Genomic DNA, 26,030 nt, shown 5'->3' on the forward strand with positions numbered 1-26,030 from the left:
CATTGTTCCACCCCTGACTGAAATTATAGTTCCCGAGGGTGCCAATATTTACACAGGAAGGTTAATAATTTGTCCGTGTCCGAAGCCGGAAATCCGCAGAAAACCTCGCTTGTGGTTGTCGCTGTGGCGCTTGTCGACCGCGATGGGCGATTGCTTGTCCAGCAGCGTCCCGAAGGCCTGTCGATGGCGGGGCTGTGGGAGTTTCCGGGCGGCAAGCTGGAGCCGGGTGAAACGCCCGAGCAGGCTTTGATCCGCGAACTCGAAGAGGAGCTCGCGATCGATGTCGACCATGCCTGCCTCGCACCAGCCTGTTTCGCGAGCGATATGATCGGCGACCGGCATCTTCTTCTGCTGCTCTACGTCTGTCGCAAATGGCGCGGGACGCCTGTTGCCCAGCACGCCAGCGCGCTCCGCTGGGTGCGCCCCGTCGAACTGCACGGCCTCGATATGCCGCCCGCCGACAAGCCGTTGATCGGCTTGCTGGAGGCGCTGGTTTAATCCTTCGGTTTCAGCGCTGCCGCCAGCGAGGCAGTGCCGCTGCCGCGCCGCGCAGGTTGCGGCTGATCGGGATGCGGCGCCCAGCCGCTGAAATGCACGAGGCGGAATGTTTCGCCGATCCGACCGTCGGGATCGGCGTGGGCGGCGAAAGCGGCCGCAATCCGAGCGACTTCTTCGCGGGTCAATGGCGAAGGCGTGGGCAGGAGTCGGCTCGACAGGCCCGCGGCACGCAGATCGCGGACGAGCGTGAACCAGTCGCCATAGCGCACTGTCAACGCCTCGACGTCGACGACGGGTAGCGTGAAGCCGACGCGCTGGAGCAGATTGCCCATCGCGGAAAGATCAATCTGTGGATGCAGGCGCGCGATCGAACGTACCCCGTCGGTCATTACCGCGCGGCGGAGACGCGGCAGGCTGCCGTCGCCGACAAATGCGCCGAGGAGCAAGCCATCGGGTGCGAGCAGCGCGCGGAGGCGGAGCAGGGCGCCCGGCACGTCGTTGACGCTGTCGAGCCCGCCCGGCCAAAGGATCAGGTCGAAACTGCCGAAGGGCAGGTCGATGGCGTCGGCCTCGACCGTGATCGCGCCGGTTTGCGCCGCAAGATACGGCCCCGCCTCGACAAGGGTAAGGTCGGTGCCGGTGTTGCGCAGATGGTCGGCCAGTGCCGGGTCATGCGCGCCGATCAGCAGGGTGCGGGAAAATTCGCGCGTGACCATCGTCAGCCGGTCGAGAAGCGTTTCGGCGATGATCGGCGCAAGAAAATTGGCCGATGCGGGCAGGCGCGCCATGCGGTCGCGCTGGGCACGATGACGGGATGGGGAGAAAAGCGGGCGGGGAGGTTGCGACATGCGCCGCTTGTGCCGTTCCCGGCGATGCTGCACAAGCCGGGGATGGCGACGACGAAGGGGGATGTCGAAAAAGACGGCGCGCCGTCGGGGGCTTGGCGCAGCGGTTTGCACGTCGCGGCGCGTATGATCATCGATTATGCGTTACCACCGCGTTGCCCCGGCTGCGGAGTTGTCGTCGGCGAAGACCGGCAATTTTGTCTGACGTGCTGGTCCTCGCTCGATTTTCTCGATGGACCGTCCTGCTCGCGCTGCTCGATCCCACTGCCGACAAGCTTGTCCGGCGGATTTGTCGAATGCGGCGCGTGTCTCGCAAACGCTCCGCCGTTCGAGGGCGCTCCCGCTGCCGTCGCTTACGGTCCCGTCGCGCGCACGGTGGCGCTTCGCCTCAAATATGCGCGGCGTACCGGCCATGCGCGGTTGATGGCGCGGCTGATGGCGCGGCAACTTAATATGCTCGGCGATATGGAGGCGATGTTGCTCGTTCCGGTGCCGCTGCAACGCTGGCGACTCTGGTCGCGTGGGTTCAACCAGGCCGCGTTGGTCGTCGACGAACTGTCGCGGCTGACCGGCGTACCCCACGACCACCACCTGCTTTTGCGGGCCAAGCCGACCGCATCGCTGCGCGGCAAGGGACGGCGTGAGCGTGAGCGGATCGTTGCAGGCGCATTTGCGCTGGCAGCGGATGCCAAGGTGCGGGCCGCGGGGCGGCATCTGGTGCTGGTCGACGACGTCCATGCCAGCGGCGCGACGCTCCGTGCGGCGGCGCGCTTGCTCGGACGCCTCGGCACGGCGCGCGTATCGGCGCTTACCTGGGCCCGGGTGGTCCCCGAGGCCCTGATGACAGGCAACATATTTGACTTTGCTTCGTTGGATTCCGATATGACGGACCTAGTGATGACAGGATAGCCGCATGGCCAAGATCGAAGTGTTTACGAAATTTTTCTGCCCTTATTGCTCGCGCGCCAAGGCGCTGCTCAATCGCAAGGGCGTCGAATATCAGGAAATCGACCTGACGACGGACCGCGCCGGATTCGACGCCATGGTCGAGCGCGCGGGCGGCGCGCGCACCGTCCCGCAGATATTCATCGACGGGAAGCATATCGGCGGCAGCGACGACATGGCGGCGCTCGATGCGCGCGGCGGCCTCGATCCGTTGCTGGGACTGGCCTGACTTGATCGTTTTCGACCTTTGTTGTGCCGCCGGAGATCACCGTTTCGAAGCCTGGTTCGCGAGTAGCGAGAGTTTTGCTGATCAGCAGGTGCGCGGGCTCATCAACTGCCCCGTGTGCGGCGACGACGATGTCAAAAAGGCGGTGATGGCACCCCGGGTCGGCGCCAAATCCAACCAGCAACTTGTGGCTCACGCCCCTCGGGAAGCGGCTGGGCCGGGGGAGCCGTCGCCCGAACTGGTGCGTAAATTGCTCGCGGATATTGCGGCGAAACAGGCCGAGATGCTGCCGCAGTCGCGCTGGGTGGGCCGCGATTTCGCCGACGCCGCGCGCGCAATGCACGAAGGCCGAGCGACCGAGGACCTGATCCACGGCCAGGCGTCGCCCGAAGAGGCGCAATCGCTCCGCGACGATGGGATCGCAGCGATGCCCCTGCTCGTACCAATTGTTCCGCCCGAAGCAGCCAATTGATCCATCGCGATTGACGCTTCGCTCGCAGCGCCGCTACACGAACGACGGCGCACCCGTAGCTCAGCAGGATAGAGCATCAGATTCCTAATCTGGGGGCCACTGGTTCGAATCCAGTCGGGTGCACCATTTTTCAATGACTTAGCTGGCTGCCGATTTCTTCGGTCCGCTTTCAGCAATCACCTAGCAATCACCGTGGCAACGATACGCGGGGCTCTGTCGGAAGGTTCGCCGTTCGATTTGGCGCGCGCTTGCAGGCGCGAGCGCCTGACGATTCCGGTCAAGTGACAGATAGCGAGATCGACGGCTCGTTTCGTGGCAGGTTCTCAGGCAAAACCTTGGTTCGGATACATCCGCTCGCGGTTCCAGTTCTCATTGCAATAGGTGCGCAGGCTGGCAAAATACTATCGCGCTCGAACTTATGAGCGCGTGACCGGGTTCTGGCACGAATGTCCAGGCATCCAGCTAAAGGTGTCGGTGTGCACGCCCGACGTGCGCTTTCTATAGCTCGGTCACTCTTTTTGAGGATCACAATCAGGTGCCTGATAATAATCCGATTATTAAATGGAATCCGGACTTATCTATTCATAGCTTTTCCCTGCGACTCATTTTGGTCGCTTTGGGAAAGGTAAAAGTGATGAAGACTTTGCAGCACAGCGATGAACTGATCGACCTGGGTGCAATCAGCACCGAAACCCGTGGCCTCGAACCGATCGGCAAGCCCGACGTCGAGCAGGGTGACCACTATCCGTTCGGCGGCGGCGCCATCAGCGCCGACGATTGAAGGCGAGCGGCGTGCTGCTCTCGGGCGGCACGCCGACTTGGGAAGGTCATGCAATGAAGTCCCCTCACTGCGGCGATGACATGGTCGACCTTGGCGCGATCAGCACCGAAACTCGCGGTGCCGAGCCCCTCGGCATACCGGAGGCAGAATTGGGCAATTATGACATCGGCGCCGACGACTGAGGCCAGGAGCGCGTCATGCACGAGTGGCACGCGGGCCGATGAAAGCAATTTCATGGATCTCACGCTGCGCCGCGGCCTTCATCATCGAGAGGTTTCCGGCGCCCACATCCTCTTCGACCTCCCTGCGGACCGCTACATCCTGCTGGCCGGGTCGACTGCCGCATGTTTCGGGCGCTTCCTCTCAGGCTATGCGACCGACGGAGACCTTGCTGAGCTTTCCGCTCGCGATCTGATCGAACCCGCCGGATATAGAGCAACGCTTGGACACCAAGCCTTCGTTCCACCTACTTCGAGCCTCATCGACGATGGACTTCCCGAGGGAGGATTGCGCGGGACGACGACGAGCTTGTGGTTCTTGCGCCGGGCCCGTTCCGACCTTCGGCGCCGACCGCTCTCCGACGTGCTCGAAGATCTTGCCCGCACAAAACCCGTGCGAGCGGGGTCGGACGACAAGAAGTTGGCGCATATCGCCGCCGACTTTCGCCGAGCCGGACGCTTCATTTCGATGCAAGACCAGTGCCTTGTCCGTGGTGTTGCGATGTTGAATGTACTTCACCGGAAGGGCGTCGCGGCATCGCTGGTCTTTGGTGTGACGATTCCATTTGCAGCGCATTGCTGGATTCAGGCCGGCGACCGGATTCTCACCGACCCGTTCGATATTGTTCGCAACTACCAGCCGATCTACATCGTCTGATGGCGGGAGGGTTTCGCATCGAAATTGCTCTGCGACCGGACATCGCGCCTGGCGCGAGACGCGGGTTTGAGCCATCGCCCAACTTTCTTTCCGGACGTGTAGCGCTCTGGTCCCACGAACCCGTCATTCCGGCAGGCGCGTCGACCATCCTTCTTGGCCACCTATTTCGAAAAGGTCCGCCGAGCTCACGGGTTTTCGGCCTCGACGCAGAATCCGCGGCCGGACTCTGCGAAGATCGGGGGCGGATGCTCCTATCGGACTTCTGGGGCGGTTATCTGCTCATTCACGCCGACCCGACCGGCGCAATCCAAGTGCTGCGCGATCCGTCAGGTGGCTTGCCCTGCTACATCCGTCGCGAAGCCGAACGCGTGATCCTGGCGGGCGACATCCGCGACCTCGTTACGCCCGGCGATGCAGCAGTCGACTATCGCGAACTCGCGCGCACCCTTGCTTCGGGCGATGCGCGGGGACGCAAGACCTGTCTTGCTAGTGCCGAGGAGCTGATCGCGGGTGAATGCCTTGTCGCCAAAGACGGCGCAGTGCGGACCGAAACCTGGTGGTCGCCTTTCGATCATATGGCATACAGCGGCGGCGACCTCAGCGAACTCGCAGAGCAGCTTCGCGAGACCGTTGCAGATTGTGTCGGCACTTGGGCAAGCTGCTATTCGTCGATTTTGCTCGGGGCCTCCGGTGGACTCGATTCCTCAATCGTCGCGGCAGCGGCGGCGCGGCGCGCCACTCGGCTGACCGGGCTCACACTTGTCGGTCCGGGTGCTGATGGCGACGAGCGGCGATATTCGCGTGTGCTCGCGAATGGCATCGGGATGGACCTTCGCGATGCAGCTTACGATCTCGCCCATATCGATGTTGAGCGCGCTGTGGCACCCCATCTGCCGTGGCCGGTGGCGCCGATCTTCAAGCAGTCGATCGAGGCGATCCACCGACGCTTCGAGGCTGAATTGTCTCTCGATGCGCATTTTTCGGGCAATGGCGGCGACGGGATCTTCTGCAGCGTCCGCAGTGCAGTGCCGCTTCTCGATCGCTTCCTTGCCGAGGGACTGCGGCCGCCACTCGCTGCAACCATCCGCGATATCGGAACCGTGACGGGAGCGAATGACATGGCGGTCTTGCGGCACGCCTGGTCGCGCTGCCGCCGAAACCGCGGGCAGCATGTTCCGCGGTTCGATGCGGCGGGTCTCCACGGCGGCCTTGTCGCGGAGCTGGAGGAGGAAGGTCCGACCCACCCTTGGTTGCAGTCAGACTCTTCCGTGCTGCCCGGCAAGACCGTGCATGCCACCTATCTGATGCGCACCCACAAAAGCATCGAGCTTTACCCGCGAGCGGAGGCACCGCCGCATGTGGCACCATTGCACGCGCAGCCGATCGTCGAGCTCTGTCTTTCGATCCCGACGTGGATGTGGATCGCCGAGGGCCGCAATCGCGCGGTTGCGCGAAAGGCCTTCGAAGGCTGGCTGCCGCCGCTTGTCATTGACCGCACGAGCAAGGGCGGACCCGGCGATTTTCATCTCATGATCTACCGGGAGTATCGCGAGGCTCTGCATGCCATGCTTCGCGATGGTGTGCTCGCTGGCGCGGGCGTGTTCGATCGCGCGCTGCTCGACGAGCGCGAGGATCCGAGTTGGCGCGGCACGGCGCGCCGTCATCGCATCCTCGCGCTCGCTGCGGCCGAGAGCTGGGCGCGTTGGTGGAGCGGTGCCTAGCCAGGCTTATCGAGGACCGTGGCGCAGCGATCTGGCATGGCTTGCGCCATCTTGTCCCATTCCGCGAGGCGCTCGGGAAAGGGCATGGCGGGATCGCGCTTTCCGAGCAGCCAATAGTCGAACCAGGCAATATTCTCGCGCATGGCGAGCAGACGGTTCCGGGGGATGTAGAAGATATGAGTCTCATCGGTTGCGGGGATTGCCCCGGGATAATAGCTGAGCTGGGTCGGCACCCCGGCTGCGCGGACCGCTTCAAAGAATTCGACCTGGGCAGGGGAGGCGGCAGCAACCTGCTGCAGGACCGGCGCACAAATCTTGTCGGCATTGAGCGACGGGGCAAACTGGCGATATTGCGGGAAATGGTCGCTCAGCGGAGCGCCGCCATAGACTGAATCATAATTGGCTTTTGACGCCGCATAGGCAGCCGGTTCTAGGAAACCGCCGTCGCCGCTTGAGGCCGCGCGAAAGTAGGATGACCGGGTAATCGCGACATTGACCATCTGCGACCCGCGGCTGTAGCCCGCGATGCCGACGCGATCACGGTCGACCAGCCCTTCTTCGACCAATTCGTCAATCGCATCCTCGAAGCTGTGCACGCCGTTGATCCAGATGAGCCGTTGCAATGCCTCGGGTTCGAGCGGACCTTTTCCTTGGCCCCATGCCCGGTAAGCGGCGATCTGTTCAGGGGTCTGGTTTGGGGCAGGATCATTGATCAGCAACACCACATAGCCGCGTTCGGCGAGCAGCTGGACTGGATAGTTCCACTGGTTTCCGACATCCGAGAAACGGTCGTCGGCATCGCCGCCATGGGTCACGATGACTGTGGGATAGCGCCGACCAGGCCGGTAGGCTCGTGGCAGTACGACATATCCCGTCGCCTTGTAGCCGTGGCGGTTGACCCAGGTACGGGGCTTCACCTCAAGCGGAACGATTGCTTCGTGGCGCGGCGAAATCGGCAATATTGGAGAGATCTTGCCGCTTTCCAGATCGACGCGAACGAGGCGCGGCGGACGCGTCATGCCCTGCTCGACACAAACCCCGAAACGGAGCGCTTCATCGAAGCCGCATTGGGTGAGGCTGAATTTGCTCCTGATTTCGCGCAACCCGTTCCGGTCCAGAAAGGCCAGGCCATAGGAGGGCATGGCAAGGCTTCGCGTGCCCATAATTACACGGCCCCCATCGGCCGAACGGGCCGTGCCGACCGCCCGCGGATCGCCAATAATGAAGTCAACGCCGCCATAGTCGTGACGCCGGCCATCAGCCAACGTCTCCAAGAGCCTGTTTTGGCTTTCGGCACCCTCCGTATTGAGGCGGCCACCGCGCGGCCCCTGTAGCATCAACATGGTCTTGGCATCCTGCTCGCTCGTCAGCGTACGCAGTGCTTTTGTTCGGCGGTTCCACGCCAGTGTCTCAAAGGCGCTGCCGGTCGTGCCATTGGCGTTTTCGACGCGGAATTCGATCTGGTCGCCGTTCCAGACGATGTTCGCGCCAGCATGGACGGCCATGCGATCAGTCGATGGACGCACGACGACTGTCTCGGAGTGTCCGCCCGGATCGCGGAGCTGGAACGCGATTTCCACCTCGATCTGCGAGCGGCGCCGCGTTCCGAGCGACGCCACCGCTTCGTCGAAGCGCACGCGCGGCGCCCCGGTTTGCTCACGCAGCACGCTGTACCATAGCCAGCGACCGTCAGGCGACCAGTCGTAGGCGAGGACTCCGACGCGGTGCGGCGGCGACCCGCTGATCGGAAAGGAAAGGTCACCTCTCCCAACAGCCACGGTGTCGGGATTGATCATGAGGGGCGCAATCGCGCCAGACTGTGAGATCCGGTAAAGTTGGAGGCCATCACCCATGTCGAGAAGGCCGCTCCAGTCGCTGGTGCCGGGGATGCGCTTGATGAGCTTTGCAATGGTGGCGTTTGCCACTCGGCGCTCTGTCTTGGCTGCGAGATCAACGATATGGATTGAGGACTGGGGGTGTTCGCTTGCCGGGTCGGCCTGCTCGACGACATAGACTGCCGCGCGGCCGTTTGATGCCAGGGCGATTTCGGTCACCTCGGGGACCATCAATATGTCTTCGAGCGTCCAGAGACGCGGGATGCTCTCCCCCGCCCGGGTGACGGGGGAGAGCGCCGCTGCGGCAAGGAACGCGGCGGCCGAGAGGAGGCGAGCTTTGCTGGTGACATTCATGGCGCTCACCAGTCGCGGCTGATCGTGACGCCGATGAAGCGTCCGAAGGGCGAATAATTGGTGGAATCGAAAGGCGTATCTCCCGCGCCGGCGACGACAGTCTGGTCGGGCTTCGCGTCGAAGATGTTGAGCGCGCTCAGCGACACGTCGGCGAGGTCAGCAAGCTTGAACCGCGCGGTGAGGTCGAGGGTCGCGACCGGCGATATCTTCACTGGCACTGCGCGACGATTGTCGGTGACCCCACCCGTAAAGCTCAGGAAGGAGGCGAGGGTAAATCGTTCGTCGCCGAAACTCGCGCCGCCGCGCGCCTTGAAATGCGGCGGGTTGAAGATGGTCCCGGCAAGGTCGGTCGCGGGCAGGCCGGGAAGGAGGCGCTGCTGGCTATCCAGCCATGTCGCGCCAGCGGTGAGCGTCAGGGAGCGGCCGTTGCCCATTGGCGCCCGGTAGCGGATCGACAGGTCGGCGCCCCGGAAGCGTTGCTCGGCGATGTTGCGGTCGCGGCCGTCGAGCAGCGCGACGACATTGGCCGGATTATACGCGCCAGTCGTCGCGTTGGCGAGCGGGGCATAGGCACCGGCGATGGCTGCGTCGAGTTCGGCGCTTGTCGGATCAAAGCTGACGAGGCTCGCGAGCAGCGGGTTGGTGAGCGCACCGACTGACGAGGCGAAGGGCGGCGCAACGCGATCGCGATAGTCGAGGTTGAACAGGCTGGTCACGATCTGGAGCCGCGGGGAGGGCCGGAAGGTCGCGCTCAGCGTCAGGCTCTCCGATCGTTCGGGACCGAGGTCAGGGTTCGAGGACGCCAGCGCGACATAGGTCGATCCCGGCGGGAACAGGCTGCCATAGCCGGCGACCGGGTAGAGGATCGCGATATAGCCGCTATATTGCTGGAGCAGGGTCGGCATCTTGAACGAACGTCCCCACGATACCCCGAAGCTGACCTCTGGCGCCGGAGCGTAGACGAAGCCGAGCTTCGGTGTGACGATGCTGCCCGCATCCGAATAATCTTCCCAGCGCAGCGCCGCAGTGATCGAGGCGCGGTGCGCGAATCCAAGATTTTGCGCGGGGCTTGCGAGGGGCACGAACAGCTCGCCATAGGCGAATTTATTCTCGCGGCTCGCGAGAATGCGCCGCCGCGTGATCTCGGCGTCGATCTCGTTGCGCCGCCAGCCTGCGCCTGCCGCCAGCCGGACATCGCCGGCGGGAAGCCCGAAGAGCGGTCCTTCGACGCCTGCCTCCACCGCGACATTTCGGTTGTCGAAGATCCGGACATTCTGGATCGCGACGTTGTTCGTGAAATTCTGCGTCAGACCGAGCGTGTCGTCGCTGCCATAAAAACCCGTGAGCCTAGCGGTCCAACCTCCTGCGAGTTCAGCTTCGAGTGACGGCGCTACACCGAATGTCTCGAATTTGTTGACGACGCGGCTGCCACGCGCCTCGACGGGCCGGTCGACAATCAGGCCGCGGACCGACCGCATGTCGCCGCGCTTGTAGATGAGGTCGGCCTTGAGATTGACGCCGGGCGCCAGCAGCTGATGACCGCTCAGCAGGATGCTGTGGCGCTTGAGGTCGGGATAGAGCGTCGATACCGGATTGCTGCTCGACGTGTAATCACGCTGACGAGCAAGAATCGCGCTGTTGTCGAAATAGTCATAGGTCGCAATGAACCCGCCCCCCGTCCATTTGGCGCCGCCGAGCAGCGTATATTGTTGCTGAAAATTGCCGCCATCGGTCGACGCGCCGAGACGGACGCTCGTTGTCAGACCCTCATAATCCTTGCGCAGCAGGATGTTGACGACCCCCGCGACGGCGTCCGCACCGTAAATCGCGGAGGCTCCGTCGGTAACGATTTCGATGCGGTCGACCGCGGAGACCGGGATCGCGCTGATGTCGACGACGCTATTGTTGCCGCTGTAGGCAAAGCGATTGCCGTTGAGCAGCGTCAGCGTCGCGTTGGGGCCGATCCCCCGCAGGTTGAAGGTCGAGGCACCGTTCACATTCACATTTTCATTCGGGATGCCTTGGCCCGATCCGATGCCCGGGTTCTGACCACCGCCGAAATTCTGCGGCAAGCTGCGGGCGACTTCACCGAGATCGGCATGCCCCGCATTGCGAATGTCTTCGGAGGTGACTTCGATGACCGGCGCAGCGGCGGGCGCGCCGGCGATCCGCGAGCCGGTGACGATGATGACCTCTGCATCGGTGGGGCTTACGGTATCGCCACTCGAAATCATGACCGACCGGGCATCGAACCGAGCGACGAGCCCGCTCCCCTCCAGGAGCGTCTCAATGGCCTCGCGCGGCGTCAGCTTGCCGTTGAGCGGCGGCGCCGTCTTTCCCTCGAGATCGCGCGAGGACGCGTAAAGTTCGATATCGGCGATCGCAGCGGCGCCGCGCAGCGCGTCGCCCAGATCCTGCGCGGGCATGTCATAGGACTGGCGCTGCTCCTGCATTGCCAGCGCGACCGCCGGCGTGAAACAGGCGGCGGTACCCACCAGCAGCGCAACCAGCGAACGGGACTTCTTCAACATAAACACTCCCCCAAAATCTCGGCCGTGCTTCAGGCAGGCGGCCAGTGGGGGTGCGTTGACGGGGCGAAGAGGGGGTCCTTAGTCGATCGGTGAAAAAATTATCGGCGGCGCAGATGGACCCCGTCTGCCTTGCGATCGATGCCGAGGCCGAACAGGCTGGCGATCCGTTCGGCGAAAACCTCGGTCTGGCTGATATGAAAGCGTCCCGACACTTCGAGAGCCGCAATCTTGCCGTCGTCGATCAAGATCGGGCGGACGGCGTAACGGTTGGCCTCGGCAACCAGCCGGTCGAGCCGTATCGAACGATAGTCCGCCCAGCCTTCGGGCCAGTTTACGGGAATGTCGGGCGTCGCTGCTCCCGCAGGTTGCAGCTGGCCATCCCGCCGATAGGTCAGCGTCTGGCCTCGAGACAGCGGCTTCGCCGCGCCGGATTTCATATCCGGACGCCAATCGGCGTCACCGCGTCGGAGGGCAGCGGTAACGGTGCCGGCCTCGTCGATGCTCAGATCGATCTCGGCATCATTTGCGGTGGTCGCACCGCGTTCCGCCGCAATGTGAAGCGGGACATCCTGCCTTGCGATCGCAAGACGCACCCGGCCCTTGACCAGCCGGACGCTTCGCTCGCCATTTCCGAACGCGACGTCCAGCCGGCTGTCGGTGTCGAGCGTGGCACGCGACCCGTCGGCGAGCTTGAATGTGCGGATTTCGCCGCGCTGCGTGACAAGTGGTTCGGCGGCATAGGCGATCGAGGCGGCGCCCGGCTGGCCGGGAAGGGAGGCGCCTCCCGCCCCGAACGCAAGGATCAGCAGCGCAATTGCCGTCGCGGCGGCGCCCCAGGGCAGCCAGCCGCGAACCAGGCCCCGCCGCTCGTGGGCATGACCGGTTCCGTGGCGCGCCGATGTCTTGAGGATTGTCAGTGCCGACATCCGGCGTTCGGCGCGGCGGTAGGCTTCGGCATGCTCGGCCGATGCGAGCAGCCAGGTTTCGAACTCTCCACGCAAGGCACCGGCATCTTCGCCGCGCATCTTGATCAGCCAAGCCTGGGCGACTTCATCGACCGGATGGTCGTCGCCGTTTCTGTTGGTCATCGGCCGCCGTCCACCACCTTCGAAATCTGACTGAGCGCCTTCATCATATGATATTCCACCGTCGCGATGCTGATGCCAAGCAACTCATGTATCTCGCGATAACTGAGTTCGTCCACCCGGTGCATAAGGACGGACGATCATGAGCGGCAGGTGCAGGTGTGGGAGATGCTCGCGCACAGCTACAACAAGTCGCCATCCTTCATCCGCCAGAAGCTGACCGAGAATAGCGTGCGCGCCGCCGACAAGCGCGTGCGCTTCGTGTCCGTCGACGCCTATCTCGCCGCGGGCGGCGGAATCGTGCGCGACCTGTTCGAGGCCGATGACGGCGGCTGGCTGACCGACCCGGCGCTGCTCGACCGGCTCGTCGATGAAAAGCTCGGCGCCGTCGCCGCGCATATCGGCAAGGAAGGCTGGCTGTGGGTGCAGACCGCGATCGACCTGCCATGGAGCGCAACCAGCGGTCTCCGCCGTCTCGTCAGCTCCGAGGTCGCGATGACCGCCGAAGAAGAAGCGAAGCTCGCCGAGCTCGAAGCCGAGGCCGACAAGCTGTCCGACCAATGGTCCGAGGAGCCCGACGTGCCCGCCGAAGTGCACGCACGGCTCGAAGCCATCGAGAGCGAAATCGGGGCGCTGACCGATCGGCCGCTGATCTTCGACGAAACCGGGATGGTCCATGGCGGCGCCTTCGTGTCGGTCGATTATGACGGGACGGTCCGTATCGATCGCGGCTTCGTGCGGCCCGAGGATGAGCCGGTTGTCGAAGAGGATGGAACTGCGGACGGCGACGACGAACGGACCGGGGGAGAGGAAGGCGACGCGCCTTCTGCCGATGGCGACAGTGCGGCAGATCCGGGCGCTGGCGGCGACGATGCCGAAGAGGAAGGCTTGAAGCCGCTGCCCGAACGGCTCGTATCCGACCTCACCGCCTGGCGTACGCTGGCGCTGCAGGACGCGTTCGCGCAAAATCCGCAGGCGGCCTTCGCGGCGGTCCTGCATGCACTCGTGTTGGCGGTCTTCTATCGCACCAGCAATGAGACCTGTCTCGAACTGTCGGCCTCGACGGTATATTTCACCAATGAGCCGACGGGGCTTCGTGAATGCGCACCGGCGCGCGCGATCGATGCCCGGCACGAAGCCTGGCGGGACCGTCTTCCTGACGAAGACACCGCGCTTTGGGACGCTCTCCTCGCGCTCGACGCGAACGAGCAGGCGAGCCTGTTCGCGCACTGTGCATCGCTCGGCGTCAATGCGCAGGCCGAGATCGTTCCGAAATATGGCAACGGGCGCGTCTCGGCGCGCGTCGTCGACCGTCGCATCGCGCACAGCCATGTCCTGGCCCGCGCCGTCAACCTCGACGTCCTCGCGGCGGGCTGGCGGCCTACCGCGGAGGGCTATTTCCGGGGCGTCACCAAGGCGCGGCTGCTCGCCGATGTTACCGAGGCACGCGGCGCGCAATTCGCGGACATGATCGACCATCTGAAGAAGCCCGACATGGCGCGCGAAGCGGAGAAGCTGCTCGAAGAATGCGATTGGCTGCCCGAACCGCTGCGTACGCCGACCGACGAAACGTCCGTTGACGGAGGTGCCGCCGCAGGGGGCACCGATGCTGAAACCGACATTGCTTCCGAAGGCGAGGTCCCGGTCGAAGGCGCTGTCGCCGCGGCCGAGGTCGACGAGATCGGCGCGGAAGCTGATAGCGGCGAAGCCGATCAGGACGATTGGCCTGTCGCAGCCGAATAACATCGGGCGGGGCGGCTTCGGCCGTTCCGCCTTTTTTCCGAATTGCGGCAGCGACCGGTCCGCCGGTCGCTGCCGCATTTTGTTGAATTCCGCGTGCGCCTTGTGGCAGTCTTCCCGCCATCTGCCGGCAGGGGCTGTCGGCGCCGCATGCCTGTGTCGTCCGATCGCTTGTCGGTGGACGCAGCGCCAGCTGCCGAGGAGCCCCATGGACAGTCCCTCCGACATCGCTCGCCGCCTTGCGGAAAATGCCGAGGCCGTTTGCCGCCGCTATCTCGCCAATGGTCGGCGTGAAGGCCGTTACTGGCTTGTCGGCGACGTTCGGGGCGCCCCGGGTCGCAGTCTCTACGTGCGATTGTCGGCTTCGGGCGATACGCGTGGCCAGGCAGGCAAATGGACCGATGCCGCCAGCGGTGAGCATGGCGATCTGCTCGACGTCATCGCTGCCAGCTGCGGCCATGGCCTCATGCGCGAAACGCTGGCCGAGGCGCGGCGCTTTCTGAGCTTGCCCCAGCCTGAGGTCCCGGTGACGGCGAATCCGCGCGTTCGCAAGGCGCCGGGCGGAACGCCCGCTGCAGCGCGGCGCCTATGGGCGGCATCGCGTTCCATCATCGGCACGCCCGTGGCGACCTATCTCGCCGCGCGTGGGATCGAGCGGCCAGACGACCAGGGCACGCTGCGCTTTCATCCGTCCTGCTATTACCGGGCGTCGCAGGACGACGCACCCGACGTTCGGCGGGCCTGGCCCGCGATGATCGCGGCGGTCACCGACGCGGCGGGCGCGATCGTCGGCGTTCATCGCACCTGGCTCGATCCGGCGGGCGGCAAGGCGCCCGTCGCTTGTCCGCGCCGGGCTATGGGCCATCTGCTGGGGCATGGCGTCCGTTTCGGCGACGCGGGTCCCGTCATGGCAGCAGGCGAGGGCATTGAAACCATCCTGTCGCTCCGTCAGCTCATGCCGCGCCTTCCGGCGATCGCTTGTCTCTCGGCCGCGCATCTCGCCGCGATCGAATTGCCCCGGGGGCTTCGCCGACTCTATGTCGCCTGCGACGATGACCGTGCAGGCGAAGGCGCGCTGCGGTCGCTCGTCGAACGGGCTGCGCAGATATCGGCCGAATGCGCACCATCGTCCGCAGTCGAAGTCGTGCCGCTTCGGCCTCAGCGCGACGATTTCAATCGCGACCTGTGTGCCTTGGGGCGTCAGCGGCTCGCAGCCCTTCTTCGGCTTCAGTTGCGCGCCGACGACGCAGCGCGCTTTCTCCCGGGCTGAGCGAACGCCGGGACGGAAGGGGCGGGGCAGGTCGGCTATCGGGACGGCCTGCTTCTGCGCAACGCGTAAGGCCGCGCCTTTGGCCTTCGCTGGAGGGCGACTGCGCGACGCGGGGCGGGGTCGCAATGGCTTGCCGTGCGGCTATTTTCCGCCGGGGCTGCGCCCCTTTGCATCGCGAATCAAAATAGCCTTCGCCCGCCATCCTTCGCTGGCGCTTCGGCCGCGCGGGGGGCGAGCCCCCTTGCGGTGCGGTCCCGCCCCGCGTCCCGCAAGCGGTCGCCGCGAAGGCCGCGGAAGGCGCGGCTCCAACTTGCGAGAAGCGACATGAAATATGAGCCCGATCTTCCCGAACCCGCCGCATCCGGCGAACCCTTCGAACCCGGCGCCAGCGCCTGGCTCCTTCAGGAAATGCAGCTTTACGGTCATCGGCCCTATGAGGACGAACCCGACGGGCGGCCGCTTCCCGACGACCGGCTCGCCGGCGGCGCGGTCGCCGACATCTTCGACGCGCTGGCCGGCTGTCTCGTCGATACCCGGATCGAACCCGATCTCGAGGATCTGCTCTGGAGCGTCGTCAACATCTTTCACCGCGCCGGTGAGCGCGCCGAGCGCGAACTCGATCGCAACGAACAGGCGCAGCGCGAGCTTCAGCGCGAACAGGACGGCAGCGAAATCCGTTCGGTCGAACTCGAGCGCGCCATTGCCGAGGGGGTCACGATGATCGAGCGGCGCGACACGATGGAATTTTTCCGCGAATGCGCCGCCGAACAATTTCGCATCCATGCCCGCAAGGCCTGGCTGCCGCGGACGGGATCGCGCGTCCGCCACAGCACGATGACCGCGGCGATGATCGACAGCCGCGACTTCATGGATCGCCGGCTCCGCGAAAAGGCGAAATCCCTGATCCCCGAGGGCACGCGCATCGCGTTCAGCGGCGGCCCCGCGTGCAACGACCATCGCCATATCTGGTCGGCGCTCGACAAGGTCCATGCGCGCCATGCCGACATGGTCCTGATGCACGGCGCAACGCCGACCGGCGCCGAACGCGCTGCCGCCTGCTGGGCCGACACCCGCGGCGTGCCGCAGGTGGCCTTCCGTCCCGACTGGAACCGCCACAAGAAAGCCGCGCCCTTCAAGCGCAACGAGCGGATGATCGATGCCATGCCGGCGGGGCTGGTGGTCTTCTCGGGCACCGGCATCCAGGACAATCTCGTCGACAAGGCCCGGGCGTTCGGCATTCCGGTTTGGGATTTTCGGATCAGGGAAGCGGGCTGAGATGCCGATTTGGATCGGACGGCGCTTGCCATCGGGCGAGCGTCCCACCACAGAAGGAAAGAACGATGCGTACCGATCTCGATCATCTCCCGGCCAACAAGCAGCGCGAGCTTGAGCGCGTGAAGGCGATCATCTTCGAAGAATTCGAGGATGCGATCGCGCTCGGCACCATGGGCTGGAAAAAGAAGGGCCGGATCGACAAGATCATCCTCTACGGCAGCTACGCCCGCGGCGGCTGGGTCGACGAGCCGCACACCGCCAAGGGCTATCGTTCGGACTTCGATCTCCTGGTCATCGTCAACGACAAGCGCCTGACCGAGAAGGTCGACTTCTGGGGCAAGCTCGAGGATCGGCTTATCCGCGAGCTGGCGATCGACAAGACGCTCAAGACCCCGGTCAACTTCATCGTCCACACCCTTCAGGAGGTGAACGACGGGCTCGCGCACGGGCGCTATTTCTTCATGGACGTCGCGCGCGACGGCATCGCGCTCTATGAATATGACGACAAGGAATTGCACAAGCCGAAGCCGAAGACGCCCGAACAAGCGCTGGCGATGGCCAAGGAATATTTTGACGAGTGGTTCCCACTCTCGATGCAGCGTTTTGAGCTGTCAGCTATTGGCCGAGAGAAGGGTTTTCTCAAGCCAGCGGCTTTCGATCTTCATCAGAGTGCGGAGTTTCTCTATCATGGCGTATTGTTGGTTTGCACCTTTTACACGCCCCACGTCCATAATCTGGGCTTCCTGCGGACGCAGGCAGAGCGGATCGACATGCGTCTGGTCGATGCCTGGCCGCGTGAACTGAAGGCGGATCGAGCGCGCTTCGAGAAGCTCAAGGAGGCCTATGTGAAGGCGCGCTATTCCAAACATTACCGGATCAGCGAGGAAGAGCTTCTCTGGCTTGCAGGATGTGTCGAGGAACTCGGGCGCGCTGTGCACGCCATATGTTCGGAACGCATCGCGGAGTTGGAGGCGCGCTGCACATCCTCCTGAACGTCGGCGAGATGGCGGTCGCTTACAGCAGGTCGATATTCTCGCGGAGCATCGAGGCGAGCTTGGGCAGGCCCTTTTTCTGCAGATCGAAAATGAACTCACTCGGCGTGAAGGGCGGCCGTGTGTAACAGCGCCGCATCGTCGCGAGCGCCGCCAGGGCTTCGGTCGGATAAAGCTCGAACGTGCTGGCGAGGAAGTCGTCGGCCGAGACCGCGCTGATCCCATATTGGTCGAGCTTCGCTTCCGGAAAATCTCTCAGATTCTCGGTAACGATATGCTCGGCGCCTGCGCGGATGGCCGTTGCCAGCACGTGGCGATCGTCGGGGTCGGGAAGGTCCAGGCTGCCGATAAGATCCCCGCCGCCGGTTACGCACCCTTCGGGAAAGGCGATCCGCATCGCGGCAATCTGGGCATCGATGCTGGCCTCATAACCGGGCTTCTGGGCGATGAGGTTGCGGCGCCATTCGTCGAGGATGGTCGGCGACCATCGGGCGCGGAACAGCCCTGCCTCGGCGAAGCGAAGCAGGGCGTCCCTTACCCTGAACGGATAAAGCACATTCGCGTCGAGAACGACGACGAAGCGGTCGGCTATGCACCTCAATCCGCGTCGAACTCCTGGCCGAGGCGCTGCAGATCGGTGAGTGCGCCGCTTCGCTCCGCATCGCGCTGTGCGCGAAATGCGAGAACATCGCTCGCCCGCACGCGTCGATGCGATCCAACCTTGTGGAACGGTATTTTCCCGTCACTCAGCATCGAAACCAGAAAGGGGCGCGATACGTTCAGCAAGTCGGCCGCCTCCTTCGTCGTCAGTTCCGCTCCGTAGGGAACGAATGTCACCATTTCGCCGCGGGCCACATGCGTCAGCACGTCGAGAACCAGCTGACCGAGCGCCGGCGACAGGTCCACCTCGGTCCGATCGCCATTCCGCTGGACGGAAAAGGGAAGGCCTTTGGGCGTGAGCGCCTTGGCAAGCGCACGCGCGGCCTCGGAGGCTTGTCGCACTTCCGTTTCGGTCGGTGGCCGCTGCGAAAGTTCCTGATCGCTCATATCATTCTCCTCGCTGCCGGGGCCGGCCCTATATAGAGCCGGAACAGCAAACGCAATAAGTGAAATATATGCAATAAACGTAAATGGGCCTGAATGGTTGCTGAAGATTTCGATTGCAGGGCGCATGAAGCTGGCGAAACCCGCATCCCTCGGGATGTTCAGGTGGGTCAGGTTTGCGCCCGATTACGGTCGCTCGGTGACTGCCGGTTAATTTCCGAAAGCCGCCATTCGTTAGGGTCGTTTCACAGGATTATGATCATCCCGTCTTGCCCGACAGACAGCTCACCCTTGTAGATGTCGGACATTCCCTGGACAAAAAGTCGTCGGGTCACGAAATTGCCCGGGTAAGGCGTGAGGTGCGTGAGCACGAGGCGTTTCACCCCGGCCGCTTCCGCTTGCCGCGCGAGAGCGATGTTGTCTGCGTGATAGGGGATGGTCCGCTCGGCCACCTCCGCATCCGCTGTCATGCCAAGCTTCTTCATCTGGGGGATCGCGCGGCGTACGACATGGGTGGCGTAGGCTTCGTGGATGGCAAGGTCTGTACCGCGCATCGCGGCGATATTGGCGGGGCTGACCTCGGTGTCGCCGCTGATGAAAATCTTCTTGCCGCGATAGCGCAGCACGTAGCCGAGAGCCGGTTTGACGGGTTCGTGCGCGACCAGCACCGCGTCAATGGTGATGCCGTCCTTGTCATAGACGCGCGTGCTTCGCTTGCCCTCGGGGAAGGCTATTTCGAGCGCCTTGCCGAACGCGACGTCGCGCCGCGCTGCGAGGTGCGGCATATTGGTGCTGCGATAGCCTTCGTCGAGCGCATAGCTCTGGGCAAATCCACTCAGCACTGCTTGCATCCCGACCGGCCCTTCGACCTCCAGCGGCGTCTCGCGTCCCCAGATCCAGCTGGCGTTGATGAGCGTCGCGAGATCATTGAAATGGTCCGAATGGAAATGGGTGATGAAGACGCGCTCCAGGCTCGTGATCGGAACATTCGATTTCTCGAGCGACCGCACGGCGCCGTCGCCGACATCGAACAGGAACATCTTGCCGCCCGCGGCGACCAGGGTGCAAGCCTGGGCGCGGGCCGTGCTGACTTCCGGCGTGCCGGTTCCGCACAGGAGCACACGAATATGGCCGTCGTCGGCGACGAAACTCATGTCGGGTTTGCGCTGAAGCCGCTCGCGGATCGCCATGTCGAGCAGGCGGTCGCGGTTGAGGAGGACGAGCAGAATGGCAAAGACGAGAAGCGTCAGGACGGCGAACGTAATTTTTCGTTTCACGCGATAGCCTCTTGATGTCCGATTGTGAGGAGAGGGGCAACCTGCGTCATGCGGCCTGCGCCTGGCGAACGGATTCGCCGCCCGCGAGCCGTGTCGCCGCGATGATGAGCAAGGTCGAAATCATCGACGCGATTGCGAGAATCCAGAGACCCGCCGCATATCCACCGAGGCGGTCGAACGAATAGCCGAGGAGGAGGGGGCCGAAAACCGACCCGAGTTGCACGACCCCGAACGCGATACCGTATAAGCGGCCGAAGCAGCGCAGGCCGAAATAACGCCGCAGTAGCCACGGCAGCATGTCGGCCTCCACGCCGTAGGCGAGGCCGATCAACGCTGCGGCAAGGTAGATCGCGCCGTCGCTGTCCACCGTCGCCAGCATAACGCAGCCCGCCGCCTGGAGCGGGAACAGCGTCGCACCGAGTATGCCGAAGCCGAACCGGTCGAGCAAAGCGCCCGACACGGCTCGGCCGGCAAGGGAGACGAGCCCGATCATTGCGACGACTCCGGCGGCGCGCTCGATCGCCCAACCCTTGTCGGTTAGCAGCGGTGCCAGATGGGTCAGCATGGCAGCGGTGACGAGCATAACCAGGAAAAAGGCCGGTGTTGCGGACCAGAATAGCGGCGAGCGCATCGCGTCGCGTAGGGATGCGCCTTCAATCGCCTCTTCGTTTCGCGCTTGCCGAAGCCGTCGTAACTCGGGCCGGTCGCGCGCGGCGAAGAGTGCGACGGGGATACCCACTGCGCCGACCACGCCCGCCATGATCGCCCAGGCGGTTCGCCAGTCATAATGGGAGAGAAGTTCTCCATGCGCGTGCGCCATTGCAAACTGTCCGAATCCCGATCCGAACATGCCCAGCGCCACAGCCAGGCCGAGCCGCCGCGAGAACCATTGCGGGAGCAGGCTGACATAGGCGGTGGGAGAGGCGATGATCGAGACGAGCCCGATCACGAAGCCGCAGGCGAGAAACAGGGAGAAATCCGCTGGCACTGCGATCAGCAGGAGCAAAGCGAGGGGCAGCAAAAGGCTCGCGGCGATGATCACGCCGCGCGAACCTTTCCGGTCGAGCAGGAACCCGAGGAAAGGGGTGCCGATCGCGCCCATGATCGCGACGAGAGCATAGAGCGAGCTGACCGCGGTCCGCGACCAGCCGAACTCGGCTGCGATTGGCTTCACATAGAGGCCGAAACTCGCAATGAAGGCGGGGCCGAAAGCGACGGAGAGGCCGATTGCGCAGCCGACCGCCACCGTCCAGGCCGCTCGGCCGTGATCGAGCGGTGCGCCCGCCGCCATCGCGTCAGGCCTCGTCGACAATGCCGTTGCTCAAGATGCCGAGCCCTTCGATCTCGACTTCGACCCGGTCGCCGGGCTTCATCCACACAGGCGGCTTGCGGAACAGGCCGACGCCGCCGGTCGTACCGGTCGCCACGACGTCGCCGGGTTCGAGGGGAAGGATCGTCGAGATGTAAGCGACGAGCGCGGGAACGCCGAACAGTAGATCATCGAGGGTCGCCTGTTGCATGACCTCGCCGTTCAGCCGCGTCGTCAGCGACAGGCTGCCGAGGTCGCCGACTTCGTCGGGGGTCACGAGCCAGGGGCCGAAACTCCCCGAACGCCAGAAGCTCTTGCCGGGCATGAACTGCGTGGTGTGCCGCTGCCAGTCGCGGATCGATCCGTCGTTGAAGCAGGCGTAGCCCGCAACATGATCGAGCGCGTCGGCTTCGGAGATGTGGCGGCCGCCACGCCCGACGACGAAAGCGAGCTCGCCCTCGAAATCGAAGTCGTGCGAGACTTTCGGCCGCACGAGATCCTCGCCGGCGCCTACCAGGCTCGACGGATAGCGCGGGAAAAGGATCGGATGAGCGGGAGCATCGCGGCCGGTCTCGGCGATGTGCGTCTTGTAGTTGAGCCCGACGCACAAAAGCTTGGGCGGATCGATGACCGGGGGCAGCAGGTCTACAGCATCATGGGCCAGATCGGGTGCGTTTGCTGCGAAAGGGGCGACGGCATCGAGCTTGTCGAGGAGGCTGCGAAGCGTCGCGCCACCACCGGCAATCTTGCCCTTGAGGTCGACGATCCCGTCGTCGCGCCAGATACCGAAGGAATCCGCGCCGGATGTGCGATAAGATACAAGCTTCATCAGTTACTTCCTCTCGATACAGTCATTTTGGTGTGGGCAGCACCGGCGCGCCGGTGCGCTCGGCGAGCATCTCGACCGACACTCCCGGCGCAAGCTCGAGCACGCGAAACGCGTCCCCATCGGGCTCGAGCACGGCGAGGTCGGTGTAGATGCGTTTCACGATCGCGCGGCCGGTCGCGGGCAGCGAAAGCGTACGCAGCAGCTTGGGCTCGCCCGCGCGCGTTGTGTGCGACGTGATGACGCGGACGCTCCGCGCGCCCGCCGCGAGGTCCATGGCACCGCCGACGGCCGGAACGCCATCGCCGCCCGTCGTCCAGTTGGCGAGATCGCCATTCGCGGCAACCTCGAACGCGCCGAGAATGCAGATGTCGACATGGCCGCCGCGGATCATCGAGAAGCTGTCGGCATGATGGAAGAAGGCCCCGCCCGGGAGCAGGGTCACCGGTTTCTTGCCGGCGTTGATAAGCTCCATGTCCTCATCGGCCGCGGCGGGCTGCGGGCCCATGCCCAAAATGCCATTCTCGCTGTGCAAGACGACCTCGCGGTCGTCCGGGATATGATCTGCCACGCGCTCGGGTTGACCGATGCCGAGGTTCACGAAGGCGCCTTCGGGGATGTCGGCCGCTGCCCGTGCGGCGATCTCGTCGGTGGTCCAGCTCATCGCACGGCCTCCTTTTCTAGCAGATGGTCGCGCTCGCTGACGGGGACGGGAACGACGACGACCTGGTCGACGAAAATCGACGGGGTCACGATCTGTTCGGGATCGATGCTGCCAAGCGGCACGGTGCGCCGAACTTGCGCGATCGTCGAACGAGCGGCCATTGCCATGACCGGGCCGAAATTGCGTGCCGCCTTGCGATAGACAAGGTTGCCCCAGCGATCGGCGACCTCCGCCTTGACCAGCGCGACGTCGCCGCGGATCGCGGTTTCCAGAACATGCTCGCGCCCTTCGAATATCCGGACCTCTTTTCCTACTGCGAGATCGGTTCCGGCCGCTGTCGGTGTAAAAAAGGCGGGCACGCCGGCGCCGCCGGCGCGCATCCGTTCGGCGAGCGTGCCTTGCGGGACGAGTTCGAGCTCGATCTTTCCGGCCCGGTAGAGTTCGTTGAAGACATGGCCGTGCGAGCTGCGCGGAAAGGAGCAGATAAGCTTTGCGACCCGGCCCTTCAGCAACAGCCGGGCGAGCCCGATTTCACCGTTGCCTGCGTTGTTGTTGACGACCGTCAGGTCGCGCGCGCCATGCTCGATGAGCGCGTGGACAAGTTCGGTCGGATTGCCTGCTTCGCCAAAGCCTCCGATGAGCACCGTGTCGCCGTCCTTGACGGCCGAGACGGCAGCGACGGCATCGTCGTTGATCTTGTTGATCATATTTGTGTCTCCTGGGCCATGGCGTGGGGGGCATCGTCGCCCGCAGCCGCGTGCCACGACGCGAGCAGGTCTTGGGCATCGCCGACGCCGAAGACATATCGGTCGGGCCGAACCAGGACGGCATCGCCGCCCAGCGTTCGGAGCCACGCGGTAAGATTGGAGCGGAACGGCGCGAGCAACGGGTCGCCTGTCGCTATACGGCGCAGGCCAGCCGTCGAGCCGCCGCCGTCGGCGTCGATCAGCCACGCCCGGCCGTCGAGCGCGTCATCGAGCCGTGCGCCGTCTGCGCCGATGAACTGCGGGAAGATTCGACCGGCTGCTTCGTCATTTTCCGCGAAAAGGCCGCCATTCAGACCGGGGCCTCCGACCGGGGCCGGGGCCTCCTCGGCGTCGCGCCTTCCCATCATCTCGGCATCGCGGTGCGCCGCGACCGCCGGATCGAGTGTGCAGACCACGCGGCCCATGCCGATCGCGAGTTCGATATAGTCGCGCACGCTGCGATCGCGTTCTGCCTGGTAGGTGTCCAATATGGCCTCTTCGGCGCCATGCCGCAGAATGGCTTCAAGCTTCCATGCGAGGTTGGCTGCGTCCCTGATGCCCGAACACATTCCCTGTCCGGCGAAGGGCGGCATCTGGTGCGCGGCATCGCCCGCGATAAGCACGCGGCCCTCTCGCCATCGTTCGGCGATGAGGCCGTGGAAGCGATAAACCGCTTTGCGCTCGACCTCGACATCGACCTGCCACCCGGCAAGAAGTGTCTCCACGAACCCCGGTGCTAGCACGTTTTCCGCCGTCTCGCCGGGCAGCATCATGAATTCCCAGCGATGACGTCCGGGACCCATCAGGACGCAGGTCGTGGGCCGTGCGGGGTCGCAAATCTGTAAATTGACGGTCGGCAAGTTGGTCGGCGCGCGGGGGATGGTATCGACGACCAACCAGGGTTCGTCGAATTGATAATCCTCAAGCCCGATCTTGAGCATCTCGCGCACGGGGCTCCACGCGCCGTCGCAGCCGACCAAATAGCGTGCCTCGAATGTCTCGGCATTCCCGGCGTCATCTTGCGCGGTCACGGCGACATGGTCGTCCTGCTGCGCATGGGTTTGAAACGCGAGGCCGAGCCGGACAATCACGTTCGGCATCGCGGCGAGCCGGGAGCGCAACGCCCGTTCGATGCCGGGTTGATTGAACATGTAGGAATTGGACCAACCCGAGACGCCCTGTTCCCCTCCGCGGCGCGCCGACATCAGCAATTCGCCCTTCGCGTTGCGAAACTCGTAGGCGCCGGCGGGACGAGAGTGGGTGAGCACTTCGTCGGCGATCCCCAGCTGCTGAAAGACGCGCATGATCTCATGGTCGAAATGCGCCGCGCGCGGTAATGGATAAACCTCGTGCGATCGCTCCATTGCCAGAACGTGTAGCCCGGCTTGTCCGAGCAGACCGGCAAGGACCGCGCCTACCGGCCCCAGCCCGACCACGATCACGTCGAATCGCTCGCTCATCGGTTCCCTGTTCCTCTTCCCAGTTCCAGCCCGCGCGTTCAGCGTCGGGCGCAGGAAGCCCGCCCACCATCCCGACTTCGCGTCGTCGCGAGCAACCCGTTGGATGGCGTCGCGGCAGATAGCGGGTCACTTCCAATAAATGACCATATAGTCAGTTTGTATTTCGTATCGATTGCGATTTGGCAAGTGGATTTTTTCGGGTCGAGCTTTTCGTGACCATATGGTCATGCTTAGGGGAGAGCAGGCCGAGCCGTTCCGGGGGCTAGCGCCTTGTGATTTTTTGGGGCAAGCCATCACGCATGACCGCTACACAGACCGAAGCCCGCGCGCAGGGGACGCGCACAGCCCGCACCCGCGCATCGCTGCTTGCATCGGGGCGCAAGCTTTTCGCCGACAGGCCGTTCGATGCCGTGGCGGTCGACGATATCGTACAGGAAGCGGGCGTCGCGAAGGGGACTTTCTACAATCATTTCGACGACAAGGATGCGCTGCTGGGCGCGATCGTCGCGGACATCCGCCTGGGAATCGAGGGGCGCGTGACGATGGTCAACCTCGGTGTCGACGACCCGCCAGCCCGCATCGCGCGCGCGATCTGCGTCTATGCGGCCATGGCGGCCGACGATCCTGTCCAGGCGCATATCATGCTGCGTAACGACCCGCGCGGTTCGGCGCGCGAATCGCTCAATGACGGGCTGCGAGACGACCTCGCGGCTGGTCTCCACAGCGGTCGGCTTGCTATTCCCACGATCGAGGCCGGGCTGCTTTTCGTCATCGGCATCGTTCACAGCCTCCTGCTCGCCACTGCGAGGGGAGGCGAGCGGGGGCGGTCGATCCTGACGGCGCAACAGCTCTGCTCGATGATGCTGCGCTCCTTCGGCATCGATCACCGCGACGCCGAACTGATCGCGTCGCAAGCGGCAGACGACATCATCCGCCTGCGCGCATACGACCCACGCGAAGGGTAGGGCGCCATCAACGGGCAGCCGGCGTCGCCCTTGTGCAGCGCACAGGCGCACACACATCAGAGTAAGCAGCGCTTAAGCGCCGCCGCGGATATGTGTCACTTGTCTCTTCACATATAAGCGGCGCATTCGATCCGAAATCTGCTGACCCTCGTGCGCGGCGAAACGCGGTCGGGGGTCAGATCGCAGGTCGGATTCTTATGACCTCATCGCAGTGCTGCCATGCGCGTTCGATCCGGCCGAAAGGCTCTTGGTTCCCTGCCTATTTCCCCGGTGAGGCGGCGCGGCGCTGGCTC

General features: G+C 64.2%; 27 protein-coding genes and 1 tRNA gene. 15 read left to right on the forward strand and 13 right to left on the reverse strand.

All coding sequences use genetic code 11. The features are described 5' to 3' along the window. Positions 1-69 precede the first annotated feature (69 nt). Positions 70-498, forward strand: coding sequence for a (deoxy)nucleoside triphosphate pyrophosphohydrolase (locus SC1_RS03530; protein ID WP_083435651.1), 429 nt, complete (start codon positions 70-72; stop codon positions 496-498). Here SC1_RS03530 and SC1_RS03535 read toward each other — a convergent pair. Further along, the gene (locus SC1_RS03535) at positions 495-1,286 is read right to left on the reverse strand and encodes a methyltransferase domain-containing protein (RefSeq protein ID WP_238586552.1); all 792 of its coding nucleotides are present in this window, start codon (positions 1,284-1,286) and stop codon (positions 495-497) included. The genes SC1_RS03530 and SC1_RS03535 overlap by 4 nt on opposite strands. Positions 1,287-1,469: 183 nt before the next feature. Here SC1_RS03535 and SC1_RS03540 point away from each other — a divergent pair, with 183 nt between their 5' ends. The 8 genes from SC1_RS03540 (at position 1,470) to SC1_RS03565 (ending at position 6,364) form a co-directional block, all read left to right on the forward strand. Continuing rightward, a complete protein-coding gene (locus SC1_RS03540) occupies positions 1,470-2,252 on the forward strand; it encodes a double zinc ribbon domain-containing protein (protein WP_370568747.1) in 783 nt (260 codons plus the stop codon). Between the two features lie 4 nt (positions 2,253-2,256). Next, positions 2,257-2,517, forward strand: coding sequence for a glutaredoxin 3 (grxC, locus tag SC1_RS03545; protein ID WP_062177660.1), 261 nt, complete (start codon positions 2,257-2,259; stop codon positions 2,515-2,517). Further along, complete coding sequence (locus SC1_RS03550; RefSeq protein WP_370568696.1) at positions 2,477-2,986, forward strand: DUF1178 family protein; 510 nt, start codon at positions 2,477-2,479, stop codon at positions 2,984-2,986. Before grxC ends, SC1_RS03550 begins: the two co-directional genes overlap by 41 nt. A gap of 49 nt (positions 2,987-3,035) precedes the next feature. After that, a tRNA-Arg gene (locus SC1_RS03555) sits at positions 3,036-3,112 on the forward strand. A 508-nt stretch (positions 3,113-3,620) separates the two neighbouring features. Further along, positions 3,621-3,767, forward strand: coding sequence for a benenodin family lasso peptide (locus SC1_RS21775; RefSeq protein WP_152682275.1), 147 nt, complete (start codon positions 3,621-3,623; stop codon positions 3,765-3,767). Positions 3,768-3,820: 53 nt separating this feature from the next. Then, on the forward strand, positions 3,821-3,949 hold the full coding sequence (locus SC1_RS22525; RefSeq protein ID WP_274520222.1) for a hypothetical protein: 129 nt from the start codon (positions 3,821-3,823) through the stop codon (positions 3,947-3,949). Positions 3,950-4,001: 52 nt separating this feature from the next. Then, complete coding sequence (locus SC1_RS03560) at positions 4,002-4,643, forward strand: lasso peptide biosynthesis B2 protein (RefSeq protein ID WP_062177663.1); 642 nt, start codon at positions 4,002-4,004, stop codon at positions 4,641-4,643. Between the two features lie 245 nt (positions 4,644-4,888). Next, entirely contained in the window at positions 4,889-6,364 is a 1,476-nt protein-coding gene (locus SC1_RS03565; protein WP_062177667.1) for an asparagine synthase-related protein, read from the forward strand. Here the strand turns inward: SC1_RS03565 and SC1_RS03570 are convergent. The 4 genes from SC1_RS03570 to SC1_RS22530 all read right to left on the reverse strand — a co-directional run bounded on the left by SC1_RS03570 (position 6,361) and on the right by SC1_RS22530 (position 12,297). After that, on the reverse strand, positions 6,361-8,553 hold the full coding sequence (locus SC1_RS03570) for a prolyl oligopeptidase family serine peptidase (RefSeq protein ID WP_062177670.1): 2,193 nt from the start codon (positions 8,551-8,553) through the stop codon (positions 6,361-6,363). The two genes, SC1_RS03565 and SC1_RS03570, sit on opposite strands and share 4 nt — an antisense overlap. Positions 8,554-8,558: 5 nt before the next feature. Further along, the gene (locus SC1_RS03575; protein WP_062177673.1) at positions 8,559-11,084 is read right to left on the reverse strand and encodes a TonB-dependent receptor; all 2,526 of its coding nucleotides are present in this window, start codon (positions 11,082-11,084) and stop codon (positions 8,559-8,561) included. Positions 11,085-11,182: 98 nt separating this feature from the next. Beyond that, positions 11,183-12,172 carry a FecR domain-containing protein gene (locus SC1_RS03580; RefSeq protein ID WP_062177676.1) on the reverse strand — a complete coding sequence of 330 codons (990 nt, stop codon included), beginning with the start codon at positions 12,170-12,172 and terminating at the stop codon, positions 11,183-11,185. Then, a complete protein-coding gene (locus SC1_RS22530) occupies positions 12,169-12,297 on the reverse strand; it encodes a sigma factor-like helix-turn-helix DNA-binding protein (protein ID WP_274520223.1) in 129 nt (42 codons plus the stop codon). Before SC1_RS22530 ends, SC1_RS03580 begins: the two co-directional genes overlap by 4 nt. A 25-nt stretch (positions 12,298-12,322) precedes the next feature. On the opposite strand from SC1_RS22530, the gene SC1_RS03585 reads away from it, so the two are divergent. The 4 genes from SC1_RS03585 to SC1_RS03600 all read left to right on the forward strand — a co-directional run bounded on the left by SC1_RS03585 (position 12,323) and on the right by SC1_RS03600 (position 17,446). Then, positions 12,323-13,912, forward strand: coding sequence for a hypothetical protein (locus tag SC1_RS03585; RefSeq protein WP_062177678.1), 1,590 nt, complete (start codon positions 12,323-12,325; stop codon positions 13,910-13,912). 205 nt (positions 13,913-14,117) lie between these two features. Continuing rightward, positions 14,118-15,179 (forward strand): toprim domain-containing protein, encoded by a 1,062-nt coding sequence (locus SC1_RS03590; protein WP_062177681.1) that lies wholly within the window; start codon positions 14,118-14,120, stop codon positions 15,177-15,179. A gap of 324 nt (positions 15,180-15,503) precedes the next feature. Then, positions 15,504-16,454: a DUF2493 domain-containing protein gene (locus tag SC1_RS03595; protein WP_062177684.1), complete on the forward strand. Its 951-nt coding sequence runs from the start codon at positions 15,504-15,506 to the stop codon at positions 16,452-16,454. Positions 16,455-16,519: 65 nt separating this feature from the next. Beyond that, entirely contained in the window at positions 16,520-17,446 is a 927-nt protein-coding gene (locus SC1_RS03600; RefSeq protein WP_062177687.1) for a HEPN domain-containing protein, read from the forward strand. Positions 17,447-17,468: 22 nt separating this feature from the next. Here SC1_RS03600 and SC1_RS03605 read toward each other — a convergent pair whose 3' ends face one another. The 3 genes from SC1_RS03605 to SC1_RS03615 form a co-directional block, all read right to left on the reverse strand. After that, positions 17,469-18,047, reverse strand: coding sequence for a PIN domain-containing protein (locus SC1_RS03605; RefSeq protein WP_062177691.1), 579 nt, complete (start codon positions 18,045-18,047; stop codon positions 17,469-17,471). Next, on the reverse strand, positions 18,044-18,493 hold the full coding sequence (locus tag SC1_RS03610; RefSeq protein WP_062177695.1) for a helix-turn-helix domain-containing protein: 450 nt from the start codon (positions 18,491-18,493) through the stop codon (positions 18,044-18,046). Before SC1_RS03610 ends, SC1_RS03605 begins: the two co-directional genes overlap by 4 nt. A 242-nt stretch (positions 18,494-18,735) precedes the next feature. Continuing rightward, positions 18,736-19,644, reverse strand: a complete 909-nt coding sequence (locus SC1_RS03615) for an MBL fold metallo-hydrolase (RefSeq protein ID WP_193749093.1) — start codon at positions 19,642-19,644, stop codon at positions 18,736-18,738. Between SC1_RS03615 and SC1_RS22060 the strand changes: the two genes are divergently transcribed. Continuing rightward, positions 19,618-19,782 carry a hypothetical protein gene (locus tag SC1_RS22060; protein ID WP_193749094.1) on the forward strand — a complete coding sequence of 55 codons (165 nt, stop codon included), beginning with the start codon at positions 19,618-19,620 and terminating at the stop codon, positions 19,780-19,782. The genes SC1_RS03615 and SC1_RS22060 overlap by 27 nt on opposite strands. Before the next feature lie 31 nt (positions 19,783-19,813). On the opposite strand, the gene SC1_RS03620 is transcribed toward SC1_RS22060, so the two are convergent. Genes SC1_RS03620 through SC1_RS03640 form a run of 5 tightly spaced genes read right to left on the reverse strand, consistent with a single transcriptional unit; the run spans position 19,814 to position 24,772 of the window. Next, positions 19,814-21,079 (reverse strand): MFS transporter, encoded by a 1,266-nt coding sequence (locus SC1_RS03620; RefSeq protein ID WP_193749095.1) that lies wholly within the window; start codon positions 21,077-21,079, stop codon positions 19,814-19,816. Next, positions 21,063-21,905 carry a fumarylacetoacetate hydrolase family protein gene (locus SC1_RS03625; RefSeq protein ID WP_062177704.1) on the reverse strand — a complete coding sequence of 281 codons (843 nt, stop codon included), beginning with the start codon at positions 21,903-21,905 and terminating at the stop codon, positions 21,063-21,065. Before SC1_RS03625 ends, SC1_RS03620 begins: the two co-directional genes overlap by 17 nt. A gap of 22 nt (positions 21,906-21,927) precedes the next feature. Then, entirely contained in the window at positions 21,928-22,566 is a 639-nt protein-coding gene (locus SC1_RS03630; protein WP_062177706.1) for a 3-oxoacid CoA-transferase subunit B, read from the reverse strand. Next, entirely contained in the window at positions 22,563-23,273 is a 711-nt protein-coding gene (locus SC1_RS03635) for a 3-oxoacid CoA-transferase subunit A (RefSeq protein WP_062177708.1), read from the reverse strand. The genes SC1_RS03630 and SC1_RS03635 overlap by 4 nt, the downstream gene beginning before the upstream one ends. Continuing rightward, on the reverse strand, positions 23,270-24,772 hold the full coding sequence (locus SC1_RS03640) for a bifunctional 3-(3-hydroxy-phenyl)propionate/3-hydroxycinnamic acid hydroxylase (protein ID WP_062177711.1): 1,503 nt from the start codon (positions 24,770-24,772) through the stop codon (positions 23,270-23,272). The genes SC1_RS03635 and SC1_RS03640 overlap by 4 nt, the downstream gene beginning before the upstream one ends. A 299-nt stretch (positions 24,773-25,071) precedes the next feature. On the opposite strand from SC1_RS03640, the gene SC1_RS03645 reads away from it, so the two are divergent. Beyond that, positions 25,072-25,737: a TetR/AcrR family transcriptional regulator gene (locus SC1_RS03645; RefSeq protein WP_062177714.1), complete on the forward strand. Its 666-nt coding sequence runs from the start codon at positions 25,072-25,074 to the stop codon at positions 25,735-25,737. Positions 25,738-26,030 lie beyond the last annotated feature (293 nt).

It is taken from the genome of Sphingopyxis sp. C-1 (genome assembly GCF_001047015.1).
GTDB lineage: Bacteria > Pseudomonadota > Alphaproteobacteria > Sphingomonadales > Sphingomonadaceae > Sphingopyxis.